We start from the raw sequence: 15792 nt of genomic DNA, 5'->3' as shown, positions 1-15792 counted from the left end.
TTTAAGGACGGAAAGCGAGCGGTAACGAAGGTTGTTTGCGGCCTTCAAGAGCACCGGCAGCGCTGATAGAAGGAACGTGTTGTGAGTCCCGGGCTGGAAGAGAATGGCCGCAAGAGATCGATATTCACGGAAGCTGGAATGCGCGAAATGCGACCACACCGGCTTTGCTGAAGTTTCCGAAACTGACGATCGTCGGGCGACGAGCCGCGATTTCAAGATAGACGAGATGCCGCGCGGCTTTTCCACGGAACGGCCATCGACCGATCCGCGCAAGCATATGGTGCGCTGCCGGTGCGGCTCGGTGTTTCCTTTCGAGCAGGACACGATTTATGCACCGGGCGGCGAGCCGCGACGCAGCAAAGCATAGGCCGAAAAGAAAAAAGCCCCGCACAGGCGAGGCTAAGCTTGTGCCGCTCCGGGGAAATCGGAAGCGACGCGGCATTGTCTAACGGTCGTCTTCTCTCCCGGCTAGGTCAGTTTTGCCGATAGCGGTACGCTCAAGTAAAAAAGCTCTTCATTCGTGAAATGAGATTGGTTTGCGGGCTCTCTCCTAGCGGCTGCAAAGATGCGAGGAAACTATCGTGCCGTGCAATATATTCAGCCAGCGTTCATTTTCCCACGGGCAAAAAGGCAATCACCGCAACGCCTTGCGGTCGTCGAGGTCCGGCTTCTATTGGTTTTCGAGCCTGGTTGCCGGGCCTCGCAGATACTGAAAAACTCGGATACCCACATGCGATTGCTTCGCGCCTTCATCGATTGGATACGTCGCAGACGGCGGCCGGAACAGGAAACGATCCAACATTCCGCCGACGACCCATGGGTTCTGCAGCAGATCGAGAAATTCGAGCGAGAGTTGAAGCGGTAGCAGGCTGCCGATTCCTAGTCCTGGTGCCTGATCAGCGCCGCACGACGGCCCCATCTTTGGCGACGAGTTTGCCCGCCTTATAGACCGCGCGTCCTTTCGGCACTGCGACGACCGCCTCGGGAATATGCTCCGCCTTCAAGGTAACGAAGTCGGCTTTGGCGCCGATCTTCAAGCCATAACCCTCCAGGCGCAGGGCCTTGGCGCCGCTTTCCGTCACGACATCGAAGGCGGTCTTCAGCTCCTCGTCGGTATAGAAGCCGGACCGATAGCCGATCATCATCGCGCGGCCCAGCATGTCGCCGTCGCCATAGGGCCACCATGAATCGCGGATGTTGTCGCTGCCACTGAAAACAGTGACACCGGCAGCCCGAAGCAAGGCGACGGGCGGGAAGGAATGGGCGCCTGGCGCATTCGTCATGATGGAGACACCGCTCCCGGCGATGAGGGCCGCAGCCCGCTTGGCCGCTTCGATCGAGAGATCGCCAAGTCCGTAGGCGTGGCTGATCGCGACATGCCCGCCCATGGAAAGACCGCGCGTGCGGGCGCAGATTTGCTCGATGGTGAAGAAACCGAGCGTGCCGCCGTCATGAAGATGGATGTCCACATCGACGCCATGCTTCTCGGCGACGCCGAAAACCACATCGAGATGTTTTTCGACATCGCGGTCAAAGCTTGCCGGATCGAGCCCGCCCACAAGGTCAGCTCCCAAGGCGATCGCCTCATCCAAGAGCTTTGGCGTGCCGGGGCTCTTCAGAATGCCGCTTTGCGGAAAGGCAACGAGCTGGATGTCGATCAGGTCGCGGTATTCTTCGCGCACGGCAAGCACGGTCTCCAGCGATTTCAGTCCAACGGAACCGTCCACCATGACATGACTGCGCATATGCGTGCTGCCGTTGGCAATGCAGAGTTCGAGCTGGTTTCTGGCCCTTTCGTCCATCGGCGCGGCCTGCGCCATGTTTTGCGCCTGGAAGGCAACACGTTCGTGGACGTCGAAGCCGTTGGTGCACGGCTTGTGCGGTATCCAGGCATCACCGTAAAAACTGGTGTCGAGATGAATATGCCCTTCGACGAAGCCCGGCACGACGAGGGCACCTTCAAGGTCGATGAGCTGGAAGGCAGAAATCGGTGCTCCAGTCTCGGTCATCGACACGATCCGCCCGCCCGTGACGCCGATGTCCTTGATGGAACCGTCGGCAAGTTTGGCCCGGGTAAAGAGAGTTTCGATCGTGCTCAATTTTTTCTCCATGAATCGATGGCCACCAGTCGCGCGCGAAATGCCTGGGCAGCGGATGTCCTACCGCTCGAAAGCCTCTTTCAGGCCGAAGCTTTTGCGCTCACGTAGGTCAAGATCGGCTTCGATATGCGCGATATGATGCAGCATGAGATGACAGGCCGTGTCGACATCCTTGCGCTCCAGCGCGGTGATGATGTCCCCATGCTCGGAATGGCCGCAACTGGAGGCGCTTGACTGTCCATAAAGTGCAATCACCAGCGAGGAGCGAGCAACAAGCTCCTCCATGAAGCGCTGCATGATGAGATTGCCGGAAATGGCCGCCAGCATCAGATGGAAGTCGCCCGAGGCCTTGATCTCGGCCCGGCGCGCGGATTGACCCCGCTCTCCCATAAGGCGGCCTTCTTCCACGAGGAGCTGCCGGAGCTGTGCGAGCTGGGCCGCGGTGATGTGTTCGGCCGCCGATCGCACTATCCCCGGTTCGACCAGGCGGCGCGCGGCGAATATCTGTCGGGCTTCCTCTGGCGATGGATAGGCGACGAAAGCGCCTCGGTTTTTCTCGACGCTGACGAGCCCTTCATAGGAAAGAGCCTGCAGGGCAGCACGTGCCAGTGTCCGGCTGACGTTGAAGAGAGCGCCAACATCGCTCTCGGACAGTTTCGTGCCCGGTGCGAGCCGCCGCTCCACGATCGCGTCGCGAATGGCCTCGCGGATTTGTTGCGCGCCGCTATCGGTGGCGTCGCTGGGCGTCAAAAGCGCATCTGTTGAAGAGTTCATGATCGGTAGCCTGAGTAACTGGCTGCAATGATAGACAGGTTTCGCGCGGAAGTTAAACGAAATCTGATGCAAATAAGCCGGTAAAATGTATACAATATTTTGCATAAATCGCGCACAATAGCCTATTTCCTGTGCAGATTCCTAATTGCCTATCAGAAGGCAAAATTTATTTACGGAGAAAAAATTCAGAAATTCCAGCCGGTTAGTCAACCTCCGACAAAACTGGCACGATTGATGCAGTGTCTTTCCCAAACCAAAGGGGAAGATGATGTCGAAAGCGGCAGAGATCGATATAGCGTCCGTTTCGAAGGTCTACGGCACGACCACGGCTGTCCATGCGATCAGCCTGAAGATACCGGCGGGTTCCTATTGCTGTTTCCTCGGCCCCTCCGGCTGCGGCAAGACATCGACCTTGCGCATGATTGCTGGTCACGAGGGGATTTCCTCCGGCGATATCAGGCTCGGCAATACCGTAGTTACCGATTTCCCGCCCGCCAAACGCGGCACGGCGATGATGTTCCAGTCCTATGCGCTGTTTCCTCATCTGGATCTTATCGACAATGTCGCCTTCAGCCTGAAGATGAAGGGCGTTGCCAAGGAAGAGCGCCGCGCAAAGGCGCTCGAAATGCTGAAGCTGATGCAGATGGAAGCCTACGCCACACGCCGTCCGGCCCAACTTTCAGGCGGCCAGCAACAGCGTGTCGCGCTTGCCCGCGCCCTGATCACCGATCCGGAAGCGTTGCTGCTCGACGAGCCACTTTCGGCGCTCGATCCCTTCCTGAAGATCCGCATGCGCGCAGAACTGAAGAAGCTGCAGAAGTCGCTCGGCATCACTTTCGTCCATGTCACGCATAGCCAGGAAGAGGCGATGGCGCTTGCCGATATCATGGTCATCATGAATGACGGCCGGATCGAGCAGGCAGGATCGCCGCGGGAGGTGTTCGAACACCCCGCAACGGCCTTCGTTGCCCGCTTTATGGGTGATCATAATGTCTTGTCCGGCCGCGTAACGTCGAGCGAAGAAGGCTTGATCACCATGACCGTGCCTGAAGGGCAGGGCTTCTCCGTAAACGGGTCAGGCCGGGCCGTCGGCGAAGCCGTCGATATCGCGGTCCGCACCGACCGCGTCCGGCTTTCGCCGCCATCGGACAAAGGGCTGGGCTTCAATGGCGTCGTCTCCAATATCGAATATCGCGGCGCAACGCTGAAGATCACCGTTATCGGTGCTGGCAGCGACGATTTCACCGTCATCGCAAGCAATGACGACGATGCGACTAAATCGCTCACCGTTGGCGATGCTGTCTCGCTGAGTTGGGCTCAGGAGGATGCAATCCTTCTCGGCCGTATATCCGCATGAAAATCCGAAGCATTAAATAAAGGGGAACTGACATGACGACTGAAACCAGGACTGAGAAGACCACGAAGGGCATTTCCCGCCGCTCGCTGCTGAAGACCGGCGCTGCCGCTCTCGGCGCTATGGCCGGCTCCGGCGTAATCACCGGTTTCCCGACCATCTGGGCGCAATCGAACATCACGCTGCGCCAGTTCGGTACCGGCGTTTCGAACATCAATGCCATTGCGGAGAAGTGCAAGGCCGATCTCGGCATTACGCTCGAGATGACCGCAACCGATTCCGATGCCGCCGCGCAGCGTGCGGTGACGCAGCCGAACAGCTACGATATCGCCGATATCGAATACTGGATCGCCAAAAAGGTCTTCCCGACCGGCGTCTTGCAGCCGATGGACGTCAAGAAGCTGAAATATTATGACAAGATCGTGCCGCTCTTCATCACCGGCAAGCTGAAGCCGGATAGCGTTATTGCGCAGGGCACGGCGCCGCACACCGTCGGCTTCGTCGAAGGACAGGGCTCCAAGAAGTTCGCCAAGGAGCCGACGCAGTGGATGACGATGGTTCCAACCATCTACAACGCCGATACGCTCGGCATCCGCCCGGACCTCACCGGCCGTCCGATCAACAGCTGGGCCGACATTCTCGATCCTGCTTTCAAGGGCAAGACCGCGATCCTCAACATCCCATCGATCGGCATCATGGATGCCGCGATGATCATGGAAGCCGCCGGCAAGATCAAATATGCCGACAAGGGCAACATGACGAAGGCGGAAATCGACAAGACGATCGACTTCCTGATCAAGACCAAGGGCGACGGCCAGTTCCGCGCCTTCTGGAAGTCCTTCGACGAAAGCGTCAACCTGATGGCATCAGGCGAAGTGGTTATTCAGTCCATGTGGTCGCCTGCGGTCGCTGCTGTCCGCTCCAAGGGCATTGCCTGCACCTTCCAGCCGCTCAAGGAAGGCTATCGCGCCTGGGGCGGCGGTCTCGGCCTTGCTTCGCATCTCAAGGGTGCGCAGCTCGACGCGGCTTACGAGTATATCAACTGGTACACCTCCGGCTGGGTCGGCGGCTACCTCAACCGTCAGGGCTACTACTCTGCCTGCATGGAAACGGCCAAGAACTTCATGTCGGCTGACGAATGGGGTTACTGGATCGAAGGTAAGCCGGCTCAGGGCGATATCCTCTCTCCGGAAGGCAAGGTGATGGAGAAGGCCGGCGCCGTTCGCGATGGCGGTTCCTTCGAAACCCGCATGGGTGCGGTTGCCTGCTGGAACTCGGTCATGGACGAGGATCGCTACATGGTCCGCCGCTGGAACGAATTCATCGCTGCCTAGGTGCGATCGATCATTTCCTCTCCTCGTCCGATACGGGGGGAGGATCCTATCAATGGAGAAGCCGGACCATGGCGACAATCGCTTCCTCGGATACGGAGCAGGGAACTCAGAAGGCCCGACGCGGCTTTGCCGTGCCCGGCTGGGCCGTCTCCTATCTGCAGGCAACGCCGCTCTTTCTCATTCTCGGCTTCTTCTTCCTGTTGCCGATTGCGATGATCGGCATCGTCAGTTTCTGGGATTATGATTTCGCTGGCCTCTATCCGGCGTTCCTAACCACGAATTATACCGATACGCTCGGTTCGTGGGTTACATGGAAAACCTACCTCAACACATTGAAATTCACAGCAATTGTCTGGGCGCTGACACTTTTCATCGGCTTCTGGGTCGCCTATTTTCTGGCTTTTCACATTCGCCGAACGTCGACGCAGATGATCCTTTTCCTGGTCTGCACCGTGCCCTTCATGACGTCCAACATCATCCGCATGATCTCGTGGATTCCGGTGCTCGGGCGCAACGGGCTGGTCAATTCGACGCTGATCGAGATGGGCCTCATCCCGCAGCCGATCGAATGGCTGCTCTATTCCGATTTCGCCGTCGTGCTCGCCATGGTCCATCTCTATACGCTCTTCATGGTCACTCCGATCTTCAACACGCTGATGCGTATCGACCGTTCTCTGTTTGAAGCCGCGCGCGATGCCGGCGCCAGCGGATGGCAGGTGTTGTGGGATGTGGTCATCCCCTTGGCCAAGCCCGGAATGGCGATCGGCAGCATCTTCGTCGTCACGCTCGTCATGGCGGATTTTTCCACTGTGCAGGTGATGTCGGGCGGCCAAAGCGCATCCATCGCGCTGATGATGAAGAACCAGATGTCGCTGCTGCAATATCCGGCAGCCGCCGCCAATGCGGTCGTGCTGCTGATCGTCGTGCTGCTGATGGTTGCCGCCATCCTGCGTATCGTCGATATCCGCAAGGAGCTCTAGGATGAACCGTGAAAAGCGCAGCCTGGAATTTTATGTTCTCGCGATCTTCTTCACGATCTTCGTGTTGTTTCTCTATGGCCCACTGTCGGCGGTCATCATCCTGTCTTTCCAGGGGCCGGATGGCGGCTTGACCTTCCCGTTGAATGGCGTCTCACTGCATTGGTTCGCCAATCTTTTTGAGAAGCAGGCGGTCGGCGATTTCGGCGCCTCGTTCCAGCGCTCGCTGATCCTTGGCGTCATGGTCATGATCGTCACCGTCGTTGTGTCGCTGCTGGCAGGGCTAGCCTTTCGCCGCCGGTTCCGCGGATCGACATTCCTGTTCTATGCGACGGTTGCGAGCCTCGTCGTCCCATCCATCATCATCTCGCTCGGGATCGGCGTCGTCTTCCAGCAGGGCGGCATTGCGCCGGCCTGGTATTCCTCTGCCTTCGGCGCGCATTTGACCTGGACCTTGCCTTTCGGCGTGCTGATCATGTTTGCAGTCTTCAACCGGTTTTCGCCGGCCTATGAGGAGGCCGCTCGCGATCTTGGCGCCAGCTCCTGGCAAACCTTCCGTCATGTCGTGCTGCCGATGATCGCACCGAGCCTGATCGGCGTCGGCCTCTTCGGCTTCACGCTGTCTTACGACGAGTTCGCTCGCACCCTGATGACATCAGGCACCTACAACACCCTGCCGCTCGAGATCTACGGCATGACGACCAACGTCACGACGCCGGTGCTCTATGCGCTCGGGACGGTGACGACGCTCTTCTCTTTCACCATCATTCTGCTGGCGCTTGCGGTCATGACCATGCTCGGCCGTCAAGCCAAGAAAAGTTGAGATCATGCGCCTGCTGCTCATCAATCCGAATACCACCGTTTCCATGACGGAAAAGGCGGCCATCGCTGCGCGTGCTGTAGCAGGCCCCGGCACCGAGATCATCGCCGCCACCTCGCAGATGGGGCCGGCTTCGATCGAGGGCTATTACGATGGAGCTATTGCCGTGCCCGGCATGCTGCGCGAGCTGAAGGAGAGGCAGGCTGAAGGTTATGACGCCGCGATCATCTGCTGCTTCGACGACACCGGCCTGGAGGCCGCACGCATGTTCTGCGACGTTCCGGTCGTCGGTCTCTGCGAGGCGGCCGTCGCGACGGCCGGGTTCCTGGCACAGCGTTTTAGCGTGGTGACGACGCTCGAGCGGTCACGCATCCTCATCGACAATCTTGTCCATCGTTATGGCATGGGCGCGCGGGCAAAGGTACGCGCCTCCGACATCCCTGTGCTCGAGCTTGAAGATTCGTCTTCGGGTGCAATCGGAAAGCTGAGGGCGGAAATCGAGCGCGCGCTTGCCGAAGACGGAGCAGAAGCCATCGTCCTCGGCTGCGCCGGGATGACCGATCTGGCAAGAGAACTACAGTCGATTTACGGCGTCCCGGTCGTGGATGGTGTCGCCGCAGCGGTCAAGCAGGCCGAAGCTTTGGTGTCTCTGGGACTATCCACCAGCAAGCGCAGTTCCTACGCCTCGCCATTGCCAAAGCCCTTTTCGGGGGCAATGCAGGATTTTGCACCGGCACCGGTATTGGCCTAATCTCATCACAATCCAACAGTACCACCTCCAATGATCGCTAAGCGTTGCGATTGGCATATCTTCGCTGCCGGGACTACAATGTCTCGGTAAAGAACGAGAGTCGTGGATTTGGCACAGAGAGCCGGCAAAGCTGATCTTCCCCTGCATGGCGGACGCGTACCGCGCTGGCTCGGCGATCGCATGACGCGCCTGGGCGCCGTCATCACCGAAGCGATCGTACAGCATTATGGGCGTGACGAGCTCTTTCGCCGTCTCGCCAATCCTTTCTGGTTCCAGTCTTTTGGCGCCGTCATGGGCATGGATTGGCATTCCTCGGGGATCACGACAAGCGTTCTCGGTGCCTTGAAGCGCGGTCTGACGCCGCTTTCCGGCGAACTCGGAATCCACGTTTGCGGCGGCCGCGGTGCGCAGTCGCGCAAGACGCCGGACGAGCTCATCCATATCGGCGATCGCGTCGGCCTCGACGGCGCGTCCCTTGCCATGAAAAGCCGGCTGATCGCGAAGGTGGATAGCGCGGCCGTGCAGGATGGCTTCGATCTCTATCTGCATGGTTTCATCGTCGCCGATGACGGCAAGTGGGTCGTCATCCAGCAGGGCATGAACGATGAACGGCGGCAGGCGCGGCGGTATCATTGGCTATCGGAGGGTTTGACGAACTTCCTGGATTCGCCACACTCCGCCATCGAGGGGCGCGAGCAGGGCGAGATCATCAATCTCGCCGATCGACGCGCCGGCCACTCCCGCAACGGTCAGCTCGATTTGCTCGCTTCCTTGGGGCCAGATAAAATCGTCCGCGAATTCAACGCCCTGGAAGGGAAAGTTCCAGCAATCGGCAAACAAGAAGCGCAGCCCATGCTGCCATATCTTGTCATGCCGGCACATCATGACGTGCGTCAGGAAGATGTGAACATGCGGCGCCTGCACGGAAATCTCGCCGCGGCTGCCGATCGTGGTCCGGTGGATTTCGAGGATCTGCTTCTGACGCCCGGCGTCGGCGCGCGCACGGTAAAGGCACTGGCAATGGTCGCCGAAGTTGTTCACGGCGCACCCTGTCGCTTCTCCGACCCCGCGCGCTTCTCGCTCGCCCATGGCGGCAAAGACCGGCATCCCTTTCCCGTGCCGCTGAAGGTCTATGACGAGACCATCAACGTGATGAAATCAGCGGTCAGGAAAGGGCGTCTCGGTCGCGATGAAGAATTATCGGCGCTGAAGCGCCTGGATGACCAATCGAGAATACTGGAGCGCTATGTCACCGGCCCCGATCTCAAGGAGATCGTAGCCGGCGAATTCGACCGCTCCTTCTCCTATGGCGGCCGCAGCGTCTTCGGCTGGGAACCTCCCGTGGACGTCGGGGACGATGGTGCTGAGAGCAACTTCGGCTCTTCCAGGCGCTAAGCCGGGGCATCGGCAGAAGGAGCGGCTTAGCGCCGCTCCATCATCAGCTCATGGCAGCGTATAGCCGATCACATAGTCGCCTGGTTTCGTTCCGACGGAACCGTGACCACCGGCCACCATGACGACATATTGCTTGCTGTTGCTGGCGGTATAGGTCATCGGCGTCGCCTGGCCACCCGCCGGTAGACGCGCCTGCCAGAGCTGTTTTCCGGTCGTTACGTCATAGGCCCTGAGATAATCGTCCACCGCCGCCCCAAGGAACGCTACTCCGCCCTTAGTGACGATCGGCCCGCCAATGCCGGGAACGCCGACCTTGAACGGTAGGGGTAGGGGCGTCATGTCGCGGACGGTGCCGTTCTTGTGCTTGTAGGCGATCTTGCCGGTCTTCAGATCGACACCGGCGACATAGCCCCAGGGCGGTGCCTGACAGGGGATGCCGAGCGGACTGACGAACGGACCCATATAGACGCCATAAGGTGAACCTTCGTTTCGGTTCAGGCCTTGTTCGCTGCCCTTATCGCCGGCTCCCTTCGGCGGGATCTCGGCGCGCGGCACCAGTCGCGAGGTGAAGGCGAGATAAGTCGGCATGCCGAACATGATCTGCCGCTCGGGATCGACGGCGACGCTGCCCCAGTTGAAGGTGCCGAAATTGCCGGGGAAAATGATGGAGCCGCGCAAAGAAGGCGGTGTGTAGCGGCCTTCATATTGATGCTGATGGAACGAGATACGGCAGGCGAGCTGATCGAACAGCGAGACGCCCCACATGTCCTTTTCCTGTAAGGGCGGCGGCGAGAAGGTCAGATCGGAGATCGGCTGTGTCGGTGAGGCGTGATCTTCGGGAATCGTGCCGCCGGGAGCGGGAATTTCCTTGAAGGGAACGATCGGCGCGCCGGTGCGGCGATCGAGCACGTAGATATCGCCCTGCTTGGTCGAGGCGACCAGCGCAGGAACCGTGCTGCCGTCGGCCTTGGTCAGATCGACGAGCACGGGCTGGGCCGGCACGTCCATGTCCCAGAGATCGTGATGGACAAATTGCTGCACCCATTTGAGCTGGCCGGTATTGATATCGAGCGCCACAACCGAGGAGGAGAAGCGTTCGACATTGGCGCTGCGGCCCATGCCCAGCTGGTCGGGTGTCTGGTTGCCAAGCGGAACATAAACCATGCCGAGCTTTTCGTCGGCGCTGGAAACCGACCAGCTATTCGGTGAGTTGGTCGTATAGGTCTGCCCGGCAGGCAGCGGCGCCGTCTGATCGGGATTGCCCGAATCCCAGTTCCAGAGCAGTGCGCCGGTCCGGGCATCGAAGGCGCGGATGACGCCGGATTGCTCCTGGGTGGAGTAATTGTCATTCACCGCGCCGCCGATGATGATCTTGTCGGCGACGATCACGGGCGGCGAGGTCGAATAATAATAGCCCGCCGGATTGTATTTCATGCCGGTTTCAAGATGCAGGGTGCCCTGATTGGCAAAACTCGGACAAACCTTGCCGTCGGCGGCATCGAGCGCGATCAGCCTGGCATCCGAGGTCGGCAGATAGACGCGATCGGCACACGGCGCGCCTGCGGCAACTGCCGTGTCATGGTAATAGGAAACGCCGCGGCAGGTCTGATGCTGGCGGTTGGGGTTCATGCCGGCATTGGCATCGTAGCGCCATTTTTCCTTGCCGTCCGTCGCACCGATGGCGATCGCCAGGCTATGGGGTGTGCAGATGTAGAGCGTGTCGCCGATCTTCAGCGGCGTGACCTGATAGGTCGTCTCGCCAATGTCGTCGGGACGCTTCACATCGCCGGTCTGATAGCGCCAGACTTCCTTAAGGTTCGCGACATTCTGCGCATTGATCTGATCGAGGGGCGAATAACGTTGGCCGAAGGAGGTTCTGCCATACTGATGCCATTCACCATCGGGCACATCGCCGCCCATCGGGGCATTTGCGGCTGTTGCCGTCGGCAAATCGCCGGAAAGATCGTGCGGATCGGTCGTCATCGAATAGACGGCCGCGAGGATGGCGATGATCAAGGGGATCGCGAGCGGCCAGGGATTTGCCCCGTAGTGAACGCCGTCCAGGCTGCGAAAGCCCAGCGGGCGCCGGACCCATGGCGTCAATAGCCACAGACCGATCAGAATGATCAACCCGCCGCGCGGGCCGAGTTGCCACCAGTCGAAACCGACCTCCCATATCGCCCATCCAAGCGCTGCCAACACGAAGATCGCGTAGAACCAGAGCGCGGCGGCTTTCCGCGTATAAAGCAGGATGGCGGTTACCAGGAAGGCAAGACCGGCCAAAAGATAAAAAAGGCTTCCACCGAGCAGTGCAAGCCACAGCCCACCGCCGCCGAGCGCCAGACCGATAAGTGCGAGGATGATCGATGTGATTACGAGGACCATGATCTGCTCCAATCTAACCGTCGATGAGACAGTGATTACTCGAAGGCTTGCAAACTCGCGCGAGGTCCCTCCGGACCTCGACGGCTGGCTATAACGAAATCGGTGTCTGTAGTTTCGCCGGCAACGAGAGGAGCCACGCCCAGGGCGATTTGGATCGGTTCATCAATCCCCCTAATCAAATCAGAGACTGAACGTCACGATTGCGAGAATGTTCCAATCCACTCACCCGTTCAAGCTTTAGGATCTGTGGACTGATTTGATTAACGAACGTAGTTAATTTTTTAACAATTGTTGAGATACTAATGGAACAGATATTGGAATCAAGGGTTTCCGTGCAGAGCCGGAGGACTATAAATGAATATGAAGATCGTGACTGCCCAATCGGAAGTAGCAACCGAGGACACCGGCACTTATCCGGATGGCATGATGGAACGTATTCTTGTCGAGTTTTCCGCAAGCTCCGAACGGCAGCATCGCAAATCTCACGAGCGTGATTACGGCACGCACAAGGTGCTACGGCCGATCCCGGTCGGGCTTGCTTGAGCGACCGGAAATGCGCTTTCGCTAGATGTAGAGCGGCGCCATTCGCCGCCATGCGCCTGCCTGATGGGCGCGCCCATCCCATACATGCAGCCGATGATCGATCCGCTTGTCGGCTAGCAAGTGGCTCAGATACCGATTGTTGTCGAGGAAGGGATCGGCATCTCCGATCGCCATCACGATGTCGATCTGGCGCAGGCTCTCCAACCGCCATTCGCAGGCAAGTCTCGGCAGAAAATGCGTCGGGGTGTGAAAATAGATATCGTCGTCGTAATAACCGTCGAATAGATCCGTGAAGGATTCGACATTCGTCGTCAGGTCGTAACGGCCGGAAAAGACGACCAGCTTGCGGAAGAGGTGAGGGTGGCGAAAGACCAGGCTCGCAGCTTGGAAAGCACCGAGGCTGCAGCCGTGAACGATGGTGCACTCGTGCCCGTTCTTCTGCGCCATCAGCGGCAGGACTTCGTTGAGAATATATTCCTCGAACGCATTATGTCTGCGAATGCGCTCGGCTGGATGGCGATGGAAACCGTAGAAGGTTTCGGTTGCCAGTCCCTCGATGCAGTAGAGCTGAAGCTGTCCGGCATTCAGCTTGTCCGCGAGGCTGGCGACGATGCCGACCTGCTCATATTCCCAGAAGCGACCGTCGCGGGTGGGAAATACCAATACCTTGGCGCCGGCATGGCCGAACACCAGCAACTCCATGTCGCGATGCAGCCGAGGACTGTACCAGCATAGGTATTCGCGGTTCATAGCACCTTGAAGAATTGCCCGACCTTGTCTCGCAGAATTGCGTTCTGCTGCTCGCCGCCAGCATAATCGAAGTGACCGGCATCCAGAATGAAGATTTCGTTAAATTTCTGCAGCGCATTTGCGACAGAGAACTGGCAGGGTGGTGCGACGGCGGGATCGAAAAGCGCGGGTGCGACAAGCATCGGCACAGTGATGCGCTGCGCGGCGATCGCAGCATCGAAGAACCGCAGTGTATCGAGAACGCTGCCGTGCTTTTGCTGATAGGCCTGAACCGATTGGGCGCTGCCGACTGTTGGCAGTGTCAGCCATAGCTGCCGGTGGCCAAAAGTGGGGACGATGAGATGGCCGCGCCTGATCCGCGCATCGAAAGGAATTGCCAGGGCACCGATGCCGCCACCGAAACTGATGCCGCTATAGCCGATATGGCCGGCAAGCCACGGATAGAGGGTCTCCAATGTCGAGACGGCGAGCCAAATGTCTTCCACGCAGCCGCCGATGACATAGGTATCGCGGTTTTCGATACCGCAAAGAACATGGCCCGATGCGTCCGAGGGGATTTTCGGGCTGGCGCTGAGGGAAAGCCCGCGGCAGCAGGGAAAAAGGATCGCCGTTTCTTCCACCGGCCAATCGAATTCCGGTTGGTCTCTTCCGCCATATCCGTGTCCGACAACGAGGCCGCGCCGCACCTGTCCGCTGCGGGGAATGAGCAGCCAGCCATTGATCTGAAATAACCCTGCCGACGCGTAGCTGATATCGAAGACGTGCCAATTGTCGTGGCGCAGCTTGCTGTGGCGAAGCTTGGGTTGCGGATCGACGGCGAGAGCCGCCCTGTAGCGCTGCTGCCAGAAATCGTCGAAGCCCGCCGGGGCTTCCGGCGTCTCTATCGCCTGCAACTGCGCAAGCTGCATGCCATAGGTCGGATCGAAATCGAAGGGGTGGGATGTCGGTATGCTCATGGCAAATATTTCGCGTGAAAGGACGGGGAACGCAAGAATAGGGATGGCCGATCCGCAGGCTTTCGGCGCGGCTTACTCCTGTTCATTCATGGATTTTCTGCTTGGGACGGTCGATGCGGTAGAGCACGTGCGGTCGCAGAATATGGCCTGGCGGCACGGTGATGTCATCGAAATCACCGCCCTCGACATAGATCATGCCAATTTTCTCCATCACGCGGCGGGAAGGAATGTTGATCGCCGACGTATAGCCGATCACGCAATCAGCCTGCAGCTCTTGCCAGGCGAAATCCAGGCAACGCCGGCTGATTTCCGCCGCGTAACCCTGCCGCCAGTATGCACGCCCCAGAATCCAACCGATCTCCAATGGAAAATCGCCCGGAACTTCCGGACCACGGCGTGAAAGACCCGCGCCGCCAATCAGTGCGCCATCGGCTTTCCGCTCGACGGCCATGAAGCCGAAACCTTCGTTGGCCAACTGCGCGTTGGCTTCATCGATCAGTTCATCTGTCTCGGCAGCCGTGAGCAGGCTCGGATAGTAATATTGCCGAACCTGCGCGTCCGCGTTTACGGCTGCAAAAGGAGCGCGGTCGCTATCCTGCCAAGGCCTGAGAACGAGCCGGGAGGTTTCCAGAGTAAGCATCGTTCTCCCAGGGACGAACGGATTGATCTCGATTGCGCGATCGCGCACAATCTTTGACGGGGCGGCAGGCTGCGCCGTATCTCCATCGATGAATTCATCATGAAAGTCTATATCTGCCTACCGATATTAACCTCTGTGCTTTCTGCCGCACAGCTGGAAAGATGACGCAAATAGACTTGGTTTGTTGCGAACTGCTGTCGCTTCCTTGCATTCGTTGAGGTATAGTGGAAGCATGATCAGGGTCCTAACGATACTTGCGGGAATTTCGATTGCAGGTTCCGCAATGGCAGGTCAAATCGCTCAAAGCACCTACAATGTTCAGGATTGCTCGAGTGCGGTGGATCAGGTTCTGTCGACGACCAAGGGACGCCTCCTATCCGTCAAGCCACGTGAGAATCGTTGTATCGTGACTGTGATCGTTCAGCATGGCGAGCAACGACCGGAAAAGGTCGTGGTTCGTGTCGACTACGGCAATAATGACAACAGCCAGGAAAATGGCCAATAACCGAAAGCGGTGAAAGGGACCGCGTGAGAAATGGGCGAAGTCATCCAGTTTCGGCCCGCAGCGAGATACGGCAAGCACCTTGATGCGCAGGCTCGCATGGAAAGGGAGCTGCAGCTTCCCCTTGCAACGGCGGATCAAACCACCCGAAAGGCCGGCCGCGCGAATCCGCCGGATACGTCGCCGGCTCCCAAGTCAAAAATTGGGCTTCCCATTAGCGGCATCGTCATCGTAGTCGGCTCTATCCTGGTCTATGCGCTGGTGATATCCCATGTCGTCGGCCAGCCACATTATTCGGCTCGGGCCAACCTGATGCCTTCGATTTTTCTGCAAAACTAGACTTGCCCTATCAAGCAGTTGCCATACGCGCCGCGAACGCATTTTCGGCACTATTCTTTCCTATCGCATGCACGTAGCACGACGCCGGCAATCGGCCGCAATATAATTGCGGCTCAAGATCGACAAAACTGTCATCCCGCGTGCGGAAGACTGTCATATCAGGCCGACTGTTC

17 protein-coding genes are annotated in these 15792 nt (G+C 58.7%); 11 read left to right on the top strand and 6 right to left on the bottom strand.

Annotated features, from left to right (window positions below; all coding sequences use genetic code 11):
- Nucleotides 1-103: 103 nt before the first annotated feature.
- Together AC13RC_RS14840 and AC13RC_RS14835 are read left to right on the top strand one after the other, a co-directional pair.
- Entirely contained in the window at nucleotides 104-367 is a 264-nt protein-coding gene (locus AC13RC_RS14840; RefSeq protein ID WP_113351164.1) for a hypothetical protein, read from the top strand.
- Nucleotides 368-730: 363 nt separating this feature from the next.
- Nucleotides 731-865: a hypothetical protein gene (locus AC13RC_RS14835; protein WP_257714007.1), complete on the top strand. Its 135-nt coding sequence runs from the start codon at nucleotides 731-733 to the stop codon at nucleotides 863-865.
- Nucleotides 866-896: 31 nt separating this feature from the next.
- On the opposite strand, the gene AC13RC_RS14830 is transcribed toward AC13RC_RS14835, so the two are convergent.
- Nucleotides 897-2099 carry an amidohydrolase family protein gene (locus AC13RC_RS14830; protein WP_488557588.1) on the bottom strand — a complete coding sequence of 401 codons (1203 nt, stop codon included), beginning with the start codon at nucleotides 2097-2099 and terminating at the stop codon, nucleotides 897-899.
- A gap of 60 nt (nucleotides 2100-2159) precedes the next feature.
- Complete coding sequence (locus tag AC13RC_RS14825; protein ID WP_113351203.1) at nucleotides 2160-2873, bottom strand: GntR family transcriptional regulator; 714 nt, start codon at nucleotides 2871-2873, stop codon at nucleotides 2160-2162.
- A gap of 268 nt (nucleotides 2874-3141) precedes the next feature.
- On the opposite strand from AC13RC_RS14825, the gene AC13RC_RS14820 reads away from it, so the two are divergent.
- From AC13RC_RS14820 to AC13RC_RS14795, 6 genes are all read left to right on the top strand, one after another.
- Complete coding sequence (locus AC13RC_RS14820) at nucleotides 3142-4230, top strand: ABC transporter ATP-binding protein (RefSeq protein ID WP_488557587.1); 1089 nt, start codon at nucleotides 3142-3144, stop codon at nucleotides 4228-4230.
- 32 nt (nucleotides 4231-4262) lie between these two features.
- On the top strand, nucleotides 4263-5561 hold the full coding sequence (locus AC13RC_RS14815) for an ABC transporter substrate-binding protein (protein ID WP_113332657.1): 1299 nt from the start codon (nucleotides 4263-4265) through the stop codon (nucleotides 5559-5561).
- A gap of 68 nt (nucleotides 5562-5629) precedes the next feature.
- The gene (locus AC13RC_RS14810; RefSeq protein ID WP_488557586.1) at nucleotides 5630-6541 is read left to right on the top strand and encodes an ABC transporter permease; all 912 of its coding nucleotides are present in this window, start codon (nucleotides 5630-5632) and stop codon (nucleotides 6539-6541) included.
- Nucleotide 6542: 1 nt separating this feature from the next.
- Nucleotides 6543-7361 (top strand): ABC transporter permease, encoded by an 819-nt coding sequence (locus AC13RC_RS14805; RefSeq protein WP_488557585.1) that lies wholly within the window; start codon nucleotides 6543-6545, stop codon nucleotides 7359-7361.
- A gap of 4 nt (nucleotides 7362-7365) precedes the next feature.
- Entirely contained in the window at nucleotides 7366-8109 is a 744-nt protein-coding gene (locus AC13RC_RS14800) for an aspartate/glutamate racemase family protein (RefSeq protein ID WP_113351169.1), read from the top strand.
- A gap of 108 nt (nucleotides 8110-8217) precedes the next feature.
- Nucleotides 8218-9504, top strand: coding sequence for a DUF763 domain-containing protein (locus AC13RC_RS14795; protein ID WP_488557584.1), 1287 nt, complete (start codon nucleotides 8218-8220; stop codon nucleotides 9502-9504).
- Between the two features lie 48 nt (nucleotides 9505-9552).
- On the opposite strand, the gene AC13RC_RS14790 is transcribed toward AC13RC_RS14795, so the two are convergent.
- Nucleotides 9553-11889, bottom strand: coding sequence for a glucose/quinate/shikimate family membrane-bound PQQ-dependent dehydrogenase (locus tag AC13RC_RS14790; protein WP_488557583.1), 2337 nt, complete (start codon nucleotides 11887-11889; stop codon nucleotides 9553-9555).
- Nucleotides 11890-12243: 354 nt separating this feature from the next.
- Between AC13RC_RS14790 and AC13RC_RS14785 the strand changes: the two genes are divergently transcribed.
- The gene (locus AC13RC_RS14785) at nucleotides 12244-12432 is read left to right on the top strand and encodes a hypothetical protein (RefSeq protein ID WP_113332651.1); all 189 of its coding nucleotides are present in this window, start codon (nucleotides 12244-12246) and stop codon (nucleotides 12430-12432) included.
- 21 nt (nucleotides 12433-12453) lie between these two features.
- On the opposite strand, the gene AC13RC_RS14780 is transcribed toward AC13RC_RS14785, so the two are convergent.
- From AC13RC_RS14780 to AC13RC_RS14770, 3 genes are all read right to left on the bottom strand, one after another.
- On the bottom strand, nucleotides 12454-13182 hold the full coding sequence (locus AC13RC_RS14780) for an esterase family protein (RefSeq protein WP_113351171.1): 729 nt from the start codon (nucleotides 13180-13182) through the stop codon (nucleotides 12454-12456).
- Nucleotides 13179-14138 (bottom strand): acetylxylan esterase, encoded by a 960-nt coding sequence (locus AC13RC_RS14775; RefSeq protein WP_488557582.1) that lies wholly within the window; start codon nucleotides 14136-14138, stop codon nucleotides 13179-13181. Before AC13RC_RS14775 ends, AC13RC_RS14780 begins: the two co-directional genes overlap by 4 nt.
- An 82-nt stretch (nucleotides 14139-14220) precedes the next feature.
- Complete coding sequence (locus tag AC13RC_RS14770) at nucleotides 14221-14778, bottom strand: GNAT family N-acetyltransferase (RefSeq protein WP_488557581.1); 558 nt, start codon at nucleotides 14776-14778, stop codon at nucleotides 14221-14223.
- A gap of 283 nt (nucleotides 14779-15061) precedes the next feature.
- Here AC13RC_RS14770 and AC13RC_RS14765 point away from each other — a divergent pair, with 283 nt between their 5' ends.
- Nucleotides 15062-15283 (top strand): hypothetical protein, encoded by a 222-nt coding sequence (locus tag AC13RC_RS14765; RefSeq protein ID WP_488557580.1) that lies wholly within the window; start codon nucleotides 15062-15064, stop codon nucleotides 15281-15283.
- A 30-nt stretch (nucleotides 15284-15313) separates the two neighbouring features.
- A complete protein-coding gene (locus tag AC13RC_RS14760) occupies nucleotides 15314-15619 on the top strand; it encodes a hypothetical protein (protein ID WP_488557579.1) in 306 nt (101 codons plus the stop codon).
- Nucleotides 15620-15792 lie beyond the last annotated feature (173 nt).

The organism is Martinezella sp. CNPSo 3890, from assembly GCF_057784455.1.
This window is presented reverse-complemented; position numbering and strand designations above follow the sequence as displayed.